We start from the raw sequence: 17,744 nt of genomic DNA, 5'->3' as shown, positions 1-17,744 counted from the left end.
TTTTATATTTTTACAAATCGTAAGGCTGCACCACCATTAGCGGCCAGTTGAAGGGTAATCTTACCATCGGATGAAACCCTGTCCATAAATCTCTTAAAGGGAATCGCTGAATTCCATTGGAGTAGGTTGGCTTCCTTGTTCAATCCTTCCAAATTGATAGGTTTGGCTTCAATATCGTCCGCCAGTATTTCTGCATTATAATCCCCGTCTTTTAGAAAATTCAAGTCCACAGTCATTTCTTTAGAACTGCCACTACTCAAAATACCCAAGTACCAATCATTGCCTTTTCTTCTAGCAATGGCAGCCAGTTCGCCTATTTTGCTCTGGGGCAACACATAGGTTTCATCCCAAACAGTGGGTATTTCCTTTATAAACTGAAGTGCCGGATTAAGGTCACCGCTGTTCAATAGAAATTGGGTATTTTCGGCAATACAATTAAAAGGGGAATAAAAGGCAACCAGAGTACCTAATTGATGCGCCCATGAGGTTTCGCCTGGTTCGGTGAAGCCTAGCGGAGTATAATCCCCATGCCCCGTAACATAACGGGTAAAAGGCAAGGCTGCATTGTGGGAAGCAGGCAAAGGGCCTTCCGGCATATGATTTACTTCCAAACCTCTTATTCCTTCCCTTGTTACTTCATTTGGGTAAGTACGGTACTCCCCAGAACTCTGTTGGCAGCCGTGAAAATTGACCATAAGTCTACGCTCCGCCGCTTTTCTAAGCAGGGCTTCATCAAAGTCGATGATGTCCTTGTCCTGTCCGTTCATAAAATCGACCTTTACCCCAACGGCCCCAGCTTGCTTTACACTGTCCAGAAAATGGCCCATAACGGCATAATCGTTTTCTGGAAAATTGATCTCTTTGGAATGTTTCCAGACAAAAATACCTACTCCCTTATTCTGGGCATACGAACAGAGCTTGGCTATTTTTTTCCACTTGTCTTCCCAGGCTTCCCAGCCGTCATCTACCATATTGTATTCAAAGTCCAGTGCTACGGCGTCATCCACCATATCGTGCTCTTCCCCAAAATTCACATATTTTCCCGACCACCAATGCCAAACCGATTTCCCCGGTTTTATCCAACTGGTATCGGCAAATAGTTCCGAATCTGGAGCGGGGTTTAAGGACGCTACCATAGTATTGTTTGCCAGGGCATTTAAATCATCCGCCAAGAGAATACAACGCCAAGGCGTGGTTACAATGCCATCCACAACAAAACCTTGATCGCCTTCCGTGAAATTAGCCTTAAAGGTGTTATTTCCGATGGCTTCCAATCGCAGACCGCTATAATTATATAGTGCTGCTTCTGCCAAAAGTGCATAACCGCCTTGGGGAAGTTCACAGGTAAGGGTCAGTCCTTGAACGGGGCCCATCTTGGACACCGTGGGCATTCTTGAAATGTCGGCCGAAAGCCATTCTCCCGCATGCGATTTCAACTTCCAATCACTGTCACGTTCAAAATACCATACCTTGGTTTCTTCTGGCAATTTAAAGGTAGTTGCTTCACCCATTACGGCCTGGCTCCCCTCACCTGGCACGATATAGCGGTAAGCCACCCCTTCGTTGGATAATTGAAATTCCAATTTCCATTTAAACCCATCTGCTTCCGTAACCTCATAGCGATGAATGTTCCCTTTATAATCGGCCATTTGTTTAATACCGTTAAGCGTATATTTCACGGCTACTTGGTCTTGGCTCAGAAAGCTTATTTTAGAATTACTTCCAAGGTTTTTACCATTTATTTTTACACCCAATAAGGAGGTATCCAAAACCATTTGCCCTTGCTTTTTAACCGTATAGGCCAACTGTTTGTTTTTCAATTGAAAAAGGCTTGTTCCCGTTTGCCCATAGACCATGTCTATATGATCTGTTTTGCTGGAACAATTCACTAAAAACAATGCACTGCATAGAGTCAAGTAAACCCTCATATTTACAATTAATCGAAGGTTATTTGGTATTTTCATTTATATCACCTTATTTAATAAACCGAAATTTTAAACAAGGATACCGGTATGTTTTCCTCCTTCTTGGCAAACTCAAAAGTCAGTGAATCCGTTCTTGTTACTTTTTCCAATTCAATGGTATTTATAGCCTGATAATTTCCTGTAACTTCCTTAAGAATATTACCTGATCCGTCTTTTATCCTATAATCGGCTACCACGAAAGGTATAACCTCTTCCGGGTGGCCCATGAGGGTAGTTTCCAAAGCGTGATCAAAATCGGAATCGAAAAATAGCTTTATGGTCTTTAGATCTACAGGGGTTTCCCATTTTAGTTTTACTTCTGGAGTTTCATCGTCCATTGCTGCCACCCAGGCATTGGTTTTTCCATGTGATTCGGGCCTAAGCTGACCATTCAACAAATTGTCCGCCCCAAAGGCCGCAATTGGTCTATCTAGTGTCAATGCCAAATTCTTTCCGGCAGGTCTTCTCTCCGGGGTCCAAAATTCGAAACTATCAACGGCGATATCGGCTGGGGGATCTTGTCTACCATAATTTGACACTGCCTTATTCACCTTGTTCTGTGCCGTCATTAGCCCCGTAACACGTTCGTCTGAAAGCCTTACTTTCACCTTTTCGTTCTTCATGATACAACAGTAAGCGTAGTGTTTGGTTTTTTGTACCTTTGTGGTCTGGAATACAAGCTTTTGTTTTCCTTTTTTTATTTGAAATATTTGACTATCAACAACATAATCAGGAGTAAAATGGGTGTGGGCAATACTGCTTTTCAATTGTACTTCCACGCTTGTCCCTTCCTCCGCTTCCACCTCAAATTCAAAACTATAATACTCATTGGCTTTTAAAGGCAACAATTGTGCAGTTCCAAACGTAAGTGTCTGCCAATCATTTCCAGGATTAAACCCCTTAAATTGAAAAGTGGAACTCGTACTAACAACTGCTTGTTGCGCCAGATCTTCATTGTCCGGGATCTCCAATCGGGGTATGCTTTGACCATCCCTATTCAAGGCCAGTTGAAGTTCCTTTATCTTCTCTTTTGTTGATAAGTCCCGTGGCAAACAATTTTGTTCAAGACAAATAGACGCCGCCTTGCCCACGGCCTGCGCTCCATGGGCGCAGGTCAACATCACTCTTGAAGACCCGAAAGCCACGTGACTGGCACTTATAATTCTGCCTGCAAGAAAAAGGTTATCCAGATCTTTTGAATAATAACACCGATAGGGAATGGAATACACCCCCTTGCCATGCCATTGTGTACACGAATTATGCTTGCTATATATACCATCTGCCGGGTGCAGATCCATTGCCCAGCCTCCAAAGGCCACGGCATCATAATGATCCCTTTGTTCTACAATGTCTTTTTGGGCCAACATATAATCACCTTCAAAGCGCCTGCTTTCACGCTTACCGGGAATGGTACCCACCCATTCCAAGGTAAGATTGGCCGCCTCAGGATATCTACCACTGTTCTTTACATAATCCCAAATTCCATAGACCACCTTCCATAATTCAAATTTTATATCCTCGGATTGATGTATGGTATCGAGGCGACCTCCGTGTTCTACCCACCATAATTTACATCCATGGTCTCCCAATTGATAATTTTTTATTCTGGGTAATTCCTCGGCATTTTTTATGGCAAACGACGGGGCAGTGTATGACACCGGCCTGCCCAAATCCTTTGTATAAAAATAAAGGGAGTGGCCCAGTAAATTCCCGTAGTCCTCTAAATTAGGAGCAAATCCTTCATCAAATTCCTCTTTACTTTCTGCACCCATACGAAAAGAGGCTCCAGACATAAAGGCCACGATTCCATCACCGGAGGCATCACAAAATAAGGGTGCTGTAGCTGTGTAGGTGGTGGAATTCTGACTACAAAAGCCGGTAACGCTTTTTATTTTTTTATCATCGCCTTTTTCCACTTCATAGACAGCGGTGTTCAACAATAGGGTAATATTCTTTTCCTCATAAACCTTTTCGAGCAAGACGGTATCAAAAATTAAGGGGTTTCCCTCTTTATTTCGCTTTAAATTCTCCAATAAAATCTCATTGATCAATCCACCTTCGCGACTCCAGCGGTTATTGTTGCCCATATGGGAAGTAGCCCCCAAACTCCAGAGTCGCACCTCCGATGAAGCATTACCTCCTAACACCGGTCTATCCTGCAACAGCACTACTTTGAGCCCTGCACGAGCCGCTGTAATAGCCGTGCAAACACCGGATAGGCCTCCGCCCACCACTACTAGGTTGCTATTTAGAGCTACTAGTTTAGTTGCCCTTTTATCAGAACTGTAATTTTCTAATATCATATTGTATAACTGTATTTTTTGGATTTTGAGTATTAACCCATTTATTTTTATGACTTATGTATTTTTTTACTCTTTGAATTCCTGTAAATTATGAAGGTCCCTAATAATACCACCAAAACCCCCATGCCGGCCACAAGGGCAGTACCGGTTTTTCCGATATAGGACAGGATCAATAATAAAATCCCTGTGGAGCCCACACCGATACCGATGACCTTTGCGCCCCGTTTATTGCCTTCTCCTGTTTCCTCAATTGGTTCCGAGGCCTTTTTCGCAACTAATACTTGGTAATCCGTGTACTGTGAAAACCCAGCATTCTTAGTCCTGGCGTAGAGCTCGAAAAAAAATAGCATCACAACAGGAACCCCTACTCCAAGCCACATTTCTTGGGCCCTGTCCAAGGAAAAACCCAAAAGACTAGGGGACACAAATTTGAAGAACGAATTGATTAACAGTGAAACTATCGTAATGGCCAATACACTTTTTCCGGTCTGATACTTGGAGAACAAGGCCCACATAGGGGGCAAAAACATAGCTCCACCGGTAATGGCGGCCACACTCATTACCACCTCAACAATCCCACCCATATAAGGAACCAATAGGGCAACGATAATAGTAATAACACCCAGTGCTATAGTAGACCAACGCCCAACCTTGACCAAATGATCCCCTGAGGTGTTTGGACGAAAATGTTTGTAGACATCATTGGCCAGTACCCCTGCCGATATATTTAGGGTAGTATTCACCGAACTGGAAGTGGCAAATACCATTCCGCCCAACATGAGTCCCAACATCCCCACAGGCAACACTTCCTTGCACATCAGCAGATAAGCCCCTTCATCTGCCAGACCATCCAATTCCGGATTTAGCACCCGATAAATCATGGGTGGTAACATCCAGACCAATGGACTTATCAAATATAACGCGCCAAAGAGCCACCCTACCTTTTTTGCATCCTTGGGCGTGGCCACACTCGTATAGCGTTGCACATATGCCCAGTTGCCTGCAATAAAAAAGAGATTGTAGAGTCCGAAAGCAATCATAAACCCCCAGGAATACTCTTCATTAACAAGCGCAAAGAAGTTTTCAGGAGCTTGGGAAACAAAATTATCCATTCCCCCTATCTTGTCGAAGGAAAGGGGAACCACGATCAATACGGCTGCTGTGAGAACCACAAATTGCAGCACGTCAGTTACAATCACCGCCCATAAACCACCAACGGCCGTGTAAATTAGGATTAGCACGCCTAGGACTATTACACTGGTCCCAATAGGAATACCGGTAGATACTTCAACAATTTTTGCCACGGGGTACAAGAAGGCTCCGGTGGTAAACAATGAAATAAGAAGAAACAAATAAGTATATATTTTTTGGGTACCATACCCCAAACGATCCGTTATAAATTCTGCTGCAGTCAGGGCCTTGGTCTTCTGCCATTTTGGGGCAATAAAAAAGCCAATAATAAGTCCGGCTATACACATGGTAGACTGGATGGTAATGGCCACCCATCCACTGCTATATGCAATGGATCCCCAGACCACGAAAGTACCGGCAGAGAAAAAGCTCATAAACAAAGACAGACCACTCATCCACCAAGGCAGGGCACCCCCTGCTGCAAAAAAGGATTTCATGTTCTTTCCGGATTTGGAAAAGCTTAACCCACAAATAAAAACAAGCAGGGTGAAAACTATAATTACCCCAATATCTATCTTACTCATTCGTTATTTTTTAGATGTCGCAAATGCAACAACTTATTGTTTATAACCCTCTAAAAATTGTAACACCAAATAGGCATATACTTCATTATCCCTATTGGCAAAAACCTTCAGGTTTTCAATTATTTCACCTTCATTATTCCTTTCAGCCAAAAAGTCCAAAAATGCCCGTAATTGATTTTTGGTCATACTTCCCAATTTAATGGAAATATCTACTATACTGGATTTGGGAGCCTCCTCCAGATGCTCCAGCATTAAGGATCTACTGTTGATATCTATTGTTGAAAAAGCATCCCAAAAAGGAACCTGGACAGCAGGGTCTCTCCAAAATTCCTCTGGTAAGTTTTTAATGATATAGCCCCGCACCAGAGGAATACTGGATTTAAAAATACCCGCCAACCTCTCAAGATGACCCAGGTACTCCACTTTATCTAGTTTTTCCAGGGCGAACATCTGATAATCTGGGTCGTCGTTTTGTAGCATCCTTAAAATCAGCTCCTTGTCCAAAAGGGCCAGTGTATGTTCCTTGAGTTTCCCGGATATTTCTCCGTGAACCAGATGCCATGCCACATAACATGAGTAAAGTGCTCCCGAAACAACGCTCTCCTTCACTTCGGCAATCGTTGCCCCGGACAACGCATCAACATCCCCGTGATCGGAAGGGCTGGGTTTCTTTACCAATTCATCAATTTTTCTTTGTCTAAAGATCGATTTGTCATCCAAAAGCAACTGATGTAATTTTAAATAATCTGCCTGTACAAATTCATCATGATCATGTTTTGTAAGCGGTTGTTGCGGATATCGGTCAAAACCGGCATAATCTCCCAACAAAGTCCAATACAACCTTATGTGCATTAGCTTGCATTCCCCATCGGCACAGACGGGAGTTTCAATTTCGGAGGTATACAACACTGGCTGCTGTTCCCGGTCTTCCAAAAGTGCTATATCCTGTTGGCCTATGGAATCTACTTCTATGAACATTCCTGTTTCCCGTGCTACCAATTGGAGGCCTTTTTCCCAACCCATTGTATAAAATTCGGGAGGCCTGTCCATAATACCCTCCTGCACCCCGTTCAAGGTAGGAACGGGCAATGGGAACTGGGCACGCCCCAAACAAACAACCAACATGAAAAGGAATGCCTTTACAAGCTTCATTTTTTGGATTCTGGAATTTTTCTATATTTCTGTTCTTCTATCAGCTCCAAATACTCTGGTAGATATCCTTTATAAATATCCCTAGGATTTACGTCATACTTTTTACAAAGTGAAGCGGCAAAGCCAACTGCGGCCCCCATTTGCCCTGTGGTCCTCATTACCCTTGGACCGCCCAGACCTATATGGGAACAACTAAAATTCCGACCTGCCATAAACAGATTATTTATGTTTTTGGAATAAAGGCTTCTATAAGGAATATAATATTGAATACCCCTGTAAAACAAAGCTTCTGAAATAAAATCCGGATTCCTTTCATCTTCCAAGATGGTTTGATAATGCACATCTATAGCCCTTTTTTCAACCACTACGGCATCGGGAAATTTAATTTCGTTCACTGCATCCTTAAAGGTAAAGATGTGATCACCTACAAGCCTTCTAGACTCCCTCTTACCTACCAAATAAGAAACCCATTCCAATTTACGATTTACATTTTCCGGTTCTTTTTTGGCATTGCTAAAGGATCCGTATATGGCCCTTAACATATGGTCCCTAATCTCTTCGGCATCCTCTATTTGGCTAAGGTCGTTTCTACTAAATTCCCATTGCCACTCCCCTTTTACTTTTGAATAGTCTTTTGCAACCGGCATGGCCCAAGGCACCTCGGGAAATTCCTGTGGCGACTCCATTTCTTTGGAACCCCAAAGAACGGATGATCCCATAACGGCATTGTCCGGTACTTTTGGACTCCACAGCTCCCCATGTTCTTCCCAAGTCTCACCATAGGTATCAGCACTCTCGCGACCATAGGAAAATTCCGCTCCTGACCAAAATCCGATCCAGCCGTCACCTGTAGAATCCACAAAATAGGGTGCGGTAAACCTCTTTCTTTCGCCCGTAGCCGTTTGGCGGGCATCGACGTACTTAATGATATTGTTCTCCGCCTTGGCATCATAGGCTCTCCAGTTCAGAAACAAATCGATATTATCATAACTCTTTACATTATTGTCCCTTTTTTCTTGATCTATTTCAGCATCAACATGCCCATTGGGGTAATGCTCAGTATCCAACATTTTCAAAATCCTCTCAAAATTTCCATAGATTCCCTCTGTATGTACTCTGATCTCACTACTGGCATTACCTCCCAAAAGGGGCCGATCATGAATAAGGGCCACCTTTAGCCCTTGTTCTGCTGCTGCTATGGAAGCGGCACAGCCTGCAATACCACCACCAACGACAACCAGGTCATAGGTTTTGGTTTCTTCAGGGCCATTGGTTTCCGACTTAACCGTTTTTCTCCACTCCGCCAATTTTTTAGGGGAAGTGGGAGGCTCCTCCTTAGTGGTCGAAAAATAAATAGCGTCACATCTACCATTAAAACCGGTGAGGTCTATTAGTTCCAGAGGGACTTTTTTTGCTTTATCTATGTTGGCCAGGCCAACATATTCCCATCCCCAACCAGAACGCCGCCCCAAGGTTTTTTCCAACACTTCATTGGCCACCTTCAACCTAAACTTGCCGGGCGCCTCCCAATCGCCGGGCGCCCAATTCATGGTACGCACCCAGGTATGGTATTGTCCCGCTTTATCAAAACTCACCTTGGTAGTGGCATTCTTTACCTTCTCTCCCATTCCATGGGCCATGAGGTATGGCGAGCCCATCTGTTCAACAAATTGTGGGTCCACGACCCACCCACCAGGGTTTTCAAAGCTTTCGGCCTCAACCAATAAGTTTTGCGACTTGATGGAAGCAATGCAAAAAAATAAGCCAAGTACCAACAATATTTTATGGGAATGCGTCATAACTTCTGTTTTTTTTAAATGCTATGTCTTTGTTTTTTGATAATTATAGGGGACAGTAAACTGCCCCCTATTTCTAAAACTAACAAAAACAAACTATCTAACTCAGTATTATTTATTAATATCCGGGATTTTGGGTTACTACTCCACCAGTGGCATCAACTTCGGCCTGGGGAATAGGCCATAAATAATGCTTCCCAGCGTCAAACGTCCTTACTTCCACTTCCCTAAAATCCAAATTACCCAACTCTACCCTGGGCATGGTAGGTGCTCCATCATAAGAAATAAAGCCATCTTCATCAATATCGGGTACAAATCCAAGTTCCCCTCCAATTTTACTGAATCCATTGGCCGGACCACCTAGAAGGGTCGTATTCATCAGCTTATCGGCTATGCCCCATCTCCTAATGTCGAATAATCTCAATCCTTCATCGGCAAGTTCCACTTTGCGCTCCCTTCTAATTATTTTTCTAAGCTCGGCCTGATCCGTGGTCGTTACCGCCGGATAGGTGATTCCACTATTGTTGTAGGCTCTTTGTCTAACCTCATTGATTGCATCCAATACAGTGGCATCTATGGTTCCTGCCTCTATTTTTGCTTCCGCATAATTCAATAACACTTCGGCATAACGAATTAAATAAATGGTCTCCTCAGAATTAAGCGGACTGGGGCCCCCAGAAAGTGCACCTAGCAAAGTAGGGGCATCAGAGAATTTTTTCCAAAAATACCCGGTAAAAGAGGTAAATCTATTGGCCCCTCCGGCAACATATTCGGTACCGTCATAAGGATCCACTACTTTCCGGCCGCCTGGATTGGCAGCGTTCGGATTAAAAACCCTTTCTATCTTCACTCCATTCTCTACTCGCCAGGTAGCAATACTATCGCTGTGCTGTTGTATAATGTGTCCTGTCCATACGTTATTGGGCAATGCTATTGAGGCCGCCAGTCTTGGATCTCTATTTTCAAATGGATTGGCCGGATCATAATCGGGGTCTTCATCAATAGGCAGCCCGTTGATCGTCTCGTAACTATCCACGGTTTGTTGCGCGGGCACCAATTGACACCAGCCACCAAACCTACTGCCTTGCCTTTGTGACAATCCATGGGTTTTAGTTCCTGTGGTATAGGACATATCCAAGAGTACTTCGGAAGAACCCACTCCCTCATCGGAAAACAAAGTTTCATAATTGGGAAATAAGCTCGGTTTTTCATCCGATTGCATCACCTTCAAGGCTGCGCTTTCGGCCAGAGCAAATTGGTTGTTGTAAAGCGCGATACGCGCTATCAATGCATTTGCTGCATTTGCGGAAGCCCTTCCACGTGCGTTGCCGGTCTGTGTCAAAGGCAAAATACTGGCCGCTTCCTCCAAATCCTGAATAATATTTGCAACAATATCCGCCTTAGGAGTTCTGGCAATTATTTCCAGCTCTTCCAAGGAGGTAACCTCTGTCCTAAAGGGTACATCCCCGTAAAGTTCGGTCAGATAACTATAGAAAATTGCCCTTAGAAAGAGGGCTTCTGCCTTAATCTCTTCAAAACGACTTGGTTCTGTTACCTCTTGAGCCCTGTTCATATTAGTCAAAAGGTTATTGGCCCTTTGGATACCCGTATAAAAGTTATTCCAAAATCGGTTGACAATACCCTCTGTGGAGGTCAACCCACCAGTCGTGGCCGGTACCGTTCCATCTACATTACCCCTGTTGAAGGCATAATCAGTAGTGTGGTCCAGCATTTGGGGAAACGGCACACTTCCCACATAGTTCAAACTTTCATAAATTCCCGTTAGGGCCACCTCCAATTGCGCCTCGGTTCTAAAGAAGGTGGCGTCCGTTGGACTACCCGGATCTTCCAGGTTCAAAACAGTATCTTCACAGGCTCCAAGAAAGAGGAAACCGATGCTAAATGCGATTATATATTTTATATTTTTCATTTTATAATAAATTATAGAATTAGAAAGTAACATTTAGACCCATGGTAAATATTTTGGTAACTGGATAGAAAGCTCCAGTAGAAAACTGTGGGGTCAGGGGATCAATACCCTCCGGCATATTGTCCCAAGTGGCCAAATTCTGACCGGATATATAGACTCTTGCGTTAGTAATATTTATACTGTCCACAAGGTTTCTGGGCAATTGGTAACCTAGGGTTACATTTCTCAAACGCGTATAGGAAGCATCATGCATCCAAGTTTCATTTACACGCCAATTAGGGTGTGCACTGGACGGGTGCAACCTGGGATAAGCAGCTGTGGTGTTGGTGGGCGTCCAATAGTCTGCCTGCCATTCTTGAATTTTCCCGGCATTGTAAAAGGCCCATCCTGCATCTCCCTCAAGTACCAGATCCCTGCCTCCGGAACCTAAAAAGGATACTGAAAAATCGATCCCTTTATATTCGGCAAAAAGTTCCAAGCCCCAGTTTTTATTGGCAATATCACTTCCTATTATCATACGGTCGTCATTGGTAAGTTGCCCATCCGGAACCCCGTCAGGTCCAGAAACGTCGGCATATTTAATATCACCTGCCTGTATAGCCCCAAATCCGGGCACCGGTAATCCTGAATTCAAATTTCCATTGGTATCAAAATCACTTTCCTGATATAATCCCTCTACCTTTAAACCATAAATAGCTCCAATTTCACTACCAACACGATTAATAGTATTCCCGAGAGGCAACTGGCTTAAACCTCCTAAATTTTTGATTTCATTGTCAAAATCAGAATAATTAAAGTTAAATCCATATCTAAAATTCTCTCCAATGTTATCGTTCCATCCTAACGAGAGGTCATAACCAGTATTCCATACCTCCCCGGCATTTTGCACCGGAGCCTCCAAACCTACAGAGGTTGGGATAGTAACCCCTAATAATATATCTTTTGTCTTACGCACATAATATTCTCCGGTAAACGATAATTTACTCCCAAAAAACTTGGCATCTACACCAATGTTTTGTGTCTCTCCGGTTTCCCATCTTAATTGGGAATTGGCCAGCACCAATTGGGCCCCGCCAACTACAGGTACACCACCAATAGTGGCATTTGCATTTCCTAAGCCAAATAGTGAGGTATATGGAAAGTTATTTCCTGAGGAAATAAATTGATTTCCCAATTGCCCCCAAGAAGCCCTAAATTTCAAGAAATTAAGAGTTTCACTATTGCTCAAAAAACCTTCTTCGGACACTACCCATCCCAGTGAAAATGATGGAAAGGTTGCTGATCTATACCCTTTGGCAAAACGTGATGAAGCATCTTTCCTTACGTTTGCTTCCAATAAGTATTTGTTTTTGTAGGCATAGTTGAACCTCCCAAATAATGATTCCAGTCCATTTAATGTGGAACTTCCGGAATTTAATTGGGTATCTGGAAGACCATTGTCCAACCCTCTGTATTCATCCAGCACAAATCCCCGTCTACTGGCCGACCAAACCTCGGACTTAAACTTTAGGAATTCGTATCCCGCCAATAATGACAAACTATGGTCTCCAAAGTCCTTATCCCAATTGGCAACAGCATTAAAGTTGTCCTGAAAGGAAGTAAATGTTTCCTTATACACTGAACTTTCTGAAGAACCTTCCCCCACTGTTACCTGTGGAGGAGCTCCGGATCCGTCATAATACGTATATTTTGCCCTATAATCGTCTTGATCAACATCCAAATACTGAGGAGCATAAGTAGCAGAAATAGAAAAATTATTGAAAGGCCTATAGGTGGCTTTCACCAATGCCCTAACATAATTGTTCGTAGTTTGGTCCAAGGCCGTGGAGTTGGCCAGGGCTACCGGATTACTTCCGTTAAAACCGGACCCATATGTACCATCGTCGTTAATCGCAATGAATAAGGGCTGTAAACGATATGCGGACCTAGTCAGGAGATTTAATCCGGCTGGCTGACTTTTCAGTTCCCTTCTAAAATTTAAATCGAAGGCCAGATCTAACTTCTCACTTAGATTGTAATCCAAATTAAATCGGCCATTATATCGCTTAAAATTAAAGTTCGGAACGTTTCCATCCTGATCCGTAAAAGAAATTGAAGTAGCCGCTTTCAGTTTTTCTGAGCCGCCACGTACGGACAGACTATGATACTGCTGTATGGCTGCAGAGGAAAACAGTAGATCTACCCAATCGGTATCGGGCAAAGCTTCAGTACCCACTCCGTTACCGTCTCTGTACGCTTGGAGAGTTTCCTCAGAGAATGCCCCTGGTTCTGCAGAATTAAACGCTTCCATATAACCCAGAGCATCCAAAAATTTGAGGTTTTGGGCAATACTCTGAACACCAACATAAGAGTTAAAGCTGGTAGACAGTTTGCCTTCCTTACCCCTCTTGGTCGTTATCAGAATAACCCCATTCGCGGCTCTGGAACCATAAATGGCGGATGCCGAGGCATCCTTCAAAACAGAAATCGATTCTATATCACTGGGGTCAAGTCCATTGATATCATCCGGAATTCCGTCAACCAAAATTAGTGGATTATTCTTTGCCCCGCTACCAAGGGTTCCAATCCCTCGTATACGTATGGCCGCACCGTCTTCACCGGGCTGTCCACTGGATTGTGTTGCCGTAAGTCCGGGTACCAGACCGGCCAAGGCCTGTGAAGCCTGTGCTACTGGTTGTCTGGCAATTTCCTCTGCCTTTACCGTTTCTACAGAACCCGTAAGATTTACCGCCTTTTGGGTACCATACCCAACCACTACGACTTCATCCAATTGGGAAGCATCTTCTTCCATCTGCAAATTAATTGTGGACTTCCCTGCTATCACAATGGTCTGGGATACCATACCTATATAGGAAAACTGAAGGGAAGACCCCGCATTTACACTAAGGGAATAATTTCCGTCAAAATCGGTTTGGGTTCCGTTGGTGGTCCCAACTTCCACAACGTTTACGCCTGGAAGGGGTACATTCTGCGAATCGGTCACCGATCCGCTTACCGTTTTCTCCTGAGCCCATAGCAGGCTGCCACAGCTCAGAAAAATCATCATTAAAAGTTTGAGTCTTTTCATTGGTTATCAGTTAATTACTAAAATGTTAAATTAGAGTTAATTAACGCCAAAGTATTTCATCAATGGTTTTCAAAATCAGATTCAAGAAAAAAAATCATCGGAAACGTTACCGAAAACGGTTTAAATTTTCGGAAACGTTTCCGATATTGTAATTATTTTAAGTAATTTTGGGAAATCAAAAATTTATCTATTAAGAAATTAGCAGTATTGCAACAGGCACACCCTTTAATTATTGATTTAGGAATGCTTCGCATGGCTTACTAATGTTTATTTGGAAAGGATTTAACAGCATTGAATAATGAAACACACCACGATTAAAGACGTCGCCAAGAGATTAAATGTTTCCATTTCCTCTGTTTCCAGAGCGTTCAATGACAAGTATGACATCAAAAAGGAGACCAAGGAACTCATTTTAAAAACCGCGGAGGAAATGGGCTATCATCCTAATCCCATTGCCCAAAAACTCAGCCAAAAGAAAACCTTCAACATTGGTATTGTAGTGCCGGAATTTGTTAATGAATACTATTCAGAAATCATTATTGGAATACAGGAAGTATTCATATCCAACGGGTATCAAGTTCTGATAATGCAATCTGACGAAGATGCCGTACAAGAATTAGCGAATGTTAAAACCCTGATCCATAATATGGTCGATGGTCTTATTATTGCCCCAACGGTTGAAAGCAATAATATGAGTTTTTATTTAAAACAATACCAAAACGGATACCCTATAGTATTTATGGGCCGAGTGGAGGAATCCCTGCCAGCCTCCAAAGTACTCTTCGACAATAAAAAATGGAGTTTCTTCGCTACCGAACATCTCCTCCGTCAGCAGTATACAAAAATATATCATCTTTCCGGATACAAGAATTTAAGTGTTTCCAACGATCGAATCCAGGGATTTTTGAAGGCCATGGATAAACATAGAATTCCAAAGGCGAATTATAAGGTGATAGAAGGAGGCCTGCAGGCCAAGGATGGCATTGCCATCATTGAGGACCTCATCTATAACAATGATCTTCCGGATGCCTTTTTCTGCTTTAACGACCTTGTGGCCTTTGGTGTCATAAAAAGACTTAAAAGCCAGGGGTTTCGCGTTCCCGAAGACATTGCGGTAATGGGTTTTACCGAAACCCAAATGGCCGAATTAAACACTCCCCAACTGAGCAGTGTTAAACAACCCACTTTTGAAATGGGAAAAAAGACAGCGGATCTTTTATTGCAACTTATAGACAAAGGGCCAGACCAGCCAGAAACGATTATTCTTAATGGTGAACTCAACATAAGGGAATCCTCTGTCAACGAAAAGTTTGCTGACAGTTCTTTACTATTCCAAAATAAATAGTTTTAAACAACAATGAATCTGCTATTGGTTTTTACCACCCTAATCGCACTTTTGTGTCCTAAAGACTATAATCGATTTTTATTTTGAACGCGAAAAACTGATTAAACTTCTAAGTGATCATATAGAAAAATCGGACTTGAACAATTCTACCAGAACCCTTTTAAAATCAATCGAAAAGCGTTCCGTTAACCTCTGGGACGATTTTAACAATCGATTTTTATCCCAAAATGAAGGGTTTTACCAGCGACTACTAGAAAAAGTCCCTGATTTAAGTTCGGCCGATTTAAAAATCTGTGCCCTCATCAAACTCAATTTTAGCGGAAAGGAAATGGCTTACTTATTAGGTATTTCGCTAGGCAGCGTCCATGTAGCCAGACACCGCTTGAGAAAAAAAATGGATATCAGGCGGGAAATAAACCTATCTACCTACATTAATTCCATATAGGAACCATTGCTTCAATATGTCTATCCACTGATAAATACCCCCAAAATCAGATCTTGCACACTCTGGATTATGAAAGCATCCCAAACAACACATTATGATGGCACAGTCTTATTAGTCATATACTCTAAAAAAACTACCATTGTAACATAAAAAAAAAGCCATCCAGATATTATTGGATGGCCTTTGCACTAACTCAATTAAAACTAAATTCTTAAAATACCCCTAGGAGTTACCTTTTATCACATCTCATTTAAAAGATTTCAACAAGAAAAATCAATATCCATCATTCTGAACCATTGAAGGGGCTTTTTCAACCTCCGAAGCTGGAATTGGCAAATAGTATTGACGTTCAAACCAGGGCCTATTGACCACGGTATACTCTTCATTGGACACTGTGCCATCCGAGGCTTTGGTCCATTTAAGTCCTTTTACCTCAAAACCTAGATGATCTTCGTTCATCCAACGTCTTTCATCAAAGAAGTTATGCCCTTCAAAGGCAAGTTCCACCCTTCTTTCCCTTTTTATATCCTCCAACAATTCGGCTCCTGAAGAAGTAATTGCAGGTTGAAGCGCTCTTGTAGACACCTTACTAACAAATTCGCGGGCAATACCTTCCTCGCCCAAATGATATTGTGCCTCGGCATAGTTCAAATAAATTTCCGCCAATCGATACAGAATATAGGGACGATTGGGGGAGACATCGGTCAACCCCACACTTTCATCTTGAAATTTCCTAATATTATATCCAGTCTTTGAAGAATGCCCTGTATTTCCCAAGCCTTGTGGAGAATCCAAACCGTGAGGATAAGCATCTACATCCTCGGACAAATAATATTGTACATCACGATCTCTAAATTGGGCACCGTTATAGTTAAGGTCGGCATAATATCTTAATTCCCTATTCTCGTTAGGACTCGTAGGGTCATAACCCCCTTCGGAAGTGCTGGTTCCGTCAGCCATATTATACAAAAGAGCAAAATTATGTGTTGGGGAAGACAATGCCCATCCACCATAGCCACTTGGGGCCTGGGTCTGATTCCAAAGGGAATTGGCGTCCGTTCCAAAATCGTAATAGGCTCCGCTAAAAGCTCTGGCAAACAATATGTCCTCATTTGGGGACAAAAATAAATTATGATAATCCGTGGCATCCGAAACTGCTATCAGGTCTTTAGCCCCAACGAGATCAATTACCGCCTTAGCCGCATTGGCTGCATCTTGCCATTTGGTGGACTTGGTATAATCGTATAGAGGCCCGTTAGGTGCAGTGCTTGGGTCATGCAGCTCACTTGCCGCATACAATAAAGTCCTGGATTTTACAGCCAGGGCCGCCAATTTAGTAGCTCTTCCAAATTCACTCGCCGGTCTGGTTTCAGGTAATATAGCAGCAGCTTCGTCCAATTCCTTTACAATAAAATCCACACACTCCTCATAACTATTACGTACCAAGTCGAAATTATCATCCAGTCCCAAGGCATTTTCCAAAATAGGAACTCCACCGTAATACTTTATTAACTTCGTATAAATATTGGCTCTTAAAAATTTCATTTCCGCCTTAAGGAGGCTCACCTTTTCAGGATCGGCTTGCATGGCCTCAGAATCATCTATTTTATCCAGAAACTCATTGGACGACCTTATATAACTCCAATAATTACTCCACTTTTCACCTAGAACTCCCACATTACTTGGAGTCCATCCTGCTCTTAGCCTAAGTTGATCCAGATCATTAAAATTGAATCGCGCTTCAAAAGAACCAACTTCAATATTAAACCTTCTGGACCACCATTGAAATTTGTTCAAACCCCAACTCTCGGTACTATTATAAACCGGGAACACCAACCTTTCAACTTGAACGGGGTCACTGTATATTAAATCCTCTGCGAAGGCATCAGATGCCTCAGTATCCAATACATCCTCACATCCGGCACCTATAACAAGGGCCAAAACCGCCCATAAATATGCTAATCTTAGATTTTTCATATCCTTATATTTTATTTTTATCTTCTTACTTTTGATTTCCAAGGTTAATT

General features: G+C 42.7%; 10 protein-coding genes. 2 read left to right on the top strand and 8 right to left on the bottom strand.

Annotated elements, in window-relative coordinates; all coding sequences use genetic code 11:
* Positions 1–2: 2 nt before the first annotated feature.
* From MWU84_RS08310 to MWU84_RS08280, 7 genes are all read right to left on the bottom strand, one after another.
* Positions 3–1,964, bottom strand: coding sequence for a glycoside hydrolase family 97 protein (locus tag MWU84_RS08310; RefSeq protein WP_246900536.1), 1,962 nt, complete (start codon positions 1,962–1,964; stop codon positions 3–5).
* Positions 1,965–1,978: 14 nt separating this feature from the next.
* Complete coding sequence (locus MWU84_RS08305; protein ID WP_246900534.1) at positions 1,979–4,267, bottom strand: FAD-dependent oxidoreductase; 2,289 nt, start codon at positions 4,265–4,267, stop codon at positions 1,979–1,981.
* 47 nt (positions 4,268–4,314) lie between these two features.
* A complete protein-coding gene (locus tag MWU84_RS08300; RefSeq protein WP_246900532.1) occupies positions 4,315–5,982 on the bottom strand; it encodes a sodium:solute symporter family protein in 1,668 nt (555 codons plus the stop codon).
* A 33-nt stretch (positions 5,983–6,015) separates the two neighbouring features.
* On the bottom strand, positions 6,016–7,134 hold the full coding sequence (locus MWU84_RS08295) for a hypothetical protein (protein WP_246900530.1): 1,119 nt from the start codon (positions 7,132–7,134) through the stop codon (positions 6,016–6,018).
* Positions 7,131–8,933 (bottom strand): FAD-dependent oxidoreductase, encoded by a 1,803-nt coding sequence (locus MWU84_RS08290; RefSeq protein WP_246900528.1) that lies wholly within the window; start codon positions 8,931–8,933, stop codon positions 7,131–7,133. Before MWU84_RS08290 ends, MWU84_RS08295 begins: the two co-directional genes overlap by 4 nt.
* Positions 8,934–9,048: 115 nt before the next feature.
* The gene (locus MWU84_RS08285) at positions 9,049–10,860 is read right to left on the bottom strand and encodes a RagB/SusD family nutrient uptake outer membrane protein (RefSeq protein WP_246900526.1); all 1,812 of its coding nucleotides are present in this window, start codon (positions 10,858–10,860) and stop codon (positions 9,049–9,051) included.
* A 19-nt stretch (positions 10,861–10,879) separates the two neighbouring features.
* Positions 10,880–13,927 (bottom strand): TonB-dependent receptor, encoded by a 3,048-nt coding sequence (locus tag MWU84_RS08280; RefSeq protein WP_246900524.1) that lies wholly within the window; start codon positions 13,925–13,927, stop codon positions 10,880–10,882.
* Between the two features lie 298 nt (positions 13,928–14,225).
* Between MWU84_RS08280 and MWU84_RS08275 the strand changes: the two genes are divergently transcribed.
* The gene (locus MWU84_RS08275; protein ID WP_246900522.1) at positions 14,226–15,272 is read left to right on the top strand and encodes a LacI family DNA-binding transcriptional regulator; all 1,047 of its coding nucleotides are present in this window, start codon (positions 14,226–14,228) and stop codon (positions 15,270–15,272) included.
* Between the two features lie 136 nt (positions 15,273–15,408).
* Positions 15,409–15,717, top strand: coding sequence for a hypothetical protein (locus MWU84_RS08270; protein ID WP_246900520.1), 309 nt, complete (start codon positions 15,409–15,411; stop codon positions 15,715–15,717).
* A gap of 273 nt (positions 15,718–15,990) precedes the next feature.
* Here MWU84_RS08270 and MWU84_RS08265 read toward each other — a convergent pair whose 3' ends face one another.
* A complete protein-coding gene (locus MWU84_RS08265) occupies positions 15,991–17,694 on the bottom strand; it encodes a RagB/SusD family nutrient uptake outer membrane protein (protein ID WP_246900518.1) in 1,704 nt (567 codons plus the stop codon).
* Between the last annotated feature and the right edge of the window lie 50 nt (positions 17,695–17,744).

The organism is Arenibacter sp. F20364, assembly GCF_023015905.1.
GTDB lineage: Bacteria > Bacteroidota > Bacteroidia > Flavobacteriales > Flavobacteriaceae > Arenibacter.
This window is presented reverse-complemented; position numbering and strand designations above follow the sequence as displayed.

Excerpts from the sequence above, each read along its gene's own strand:
- MWU84_RS08275 (WP_246900522.1), top strand. The coding sequence starts at position 14,226 with ATGAAACACACCACGATTAAAGACGTCGCCAAGAGATTAAATGTTTCC.
- MWU84_RS08285 (WP_246900526.1), bottom strand. The coding sequence starts at position 10,860 with ATGAAAAATATAAAATATATAATCGCATTTAGCATCGGTTTCCTCTTT.
- MWU84_RS08295 (WP_246900530.1), bottom strand. The coding sequence starts at position 7,134 with ATGAAGCTTGTAAAGGCATTCCTTTTCATGTTGGTTGTTTGTTTGGGG.
- MWU84_RS08300 (WP_246900532.1), bottom strand. The coding sequence starts at position 5,982 with ATGAGTAAGATAGATATTGGGGTAATTATAGTTTTCACCCTGCTTGTT.
- MWU84_RS08290 (WP_246900528.1), bottom strand. The coding sequence starts at position 8,933 with ATGACGCATTCCCATAAAATATTGTTGGTACTTGGCTTATTTTTTTGC.
- MWU84_RS08310 (WP_246900536.1), bottom strand. The coding sequence starts at position 1,964 with ATGAAAATACCAAATAACCTTCGATTAATTGTAAATATGAGGGTTTAC.
- MWU84_RS08265 (WP_246900518.1), bottom strand. The coding sequence starts at position 17,694 with ATGAAAAATCTAAGATTAGCATATTTATGGGCGGTTTTGGCCCTTGTT.
- MWU84_RS08280 (WP_246900524.1), bottom strand. The coding sequence starts at position 13,927 with ATGAAAAGACTCAAACTTTTAATGATGATTTTTCTGAGCTGTGGCAGC.
- MWU84_RS08305 (WP_246900534.1), bottom strand. The coding sequence starts at position 4,267 with ATGATATTAGAAAATTACAGTTCTGATAAAAGGGCAACTAAACTAGTA.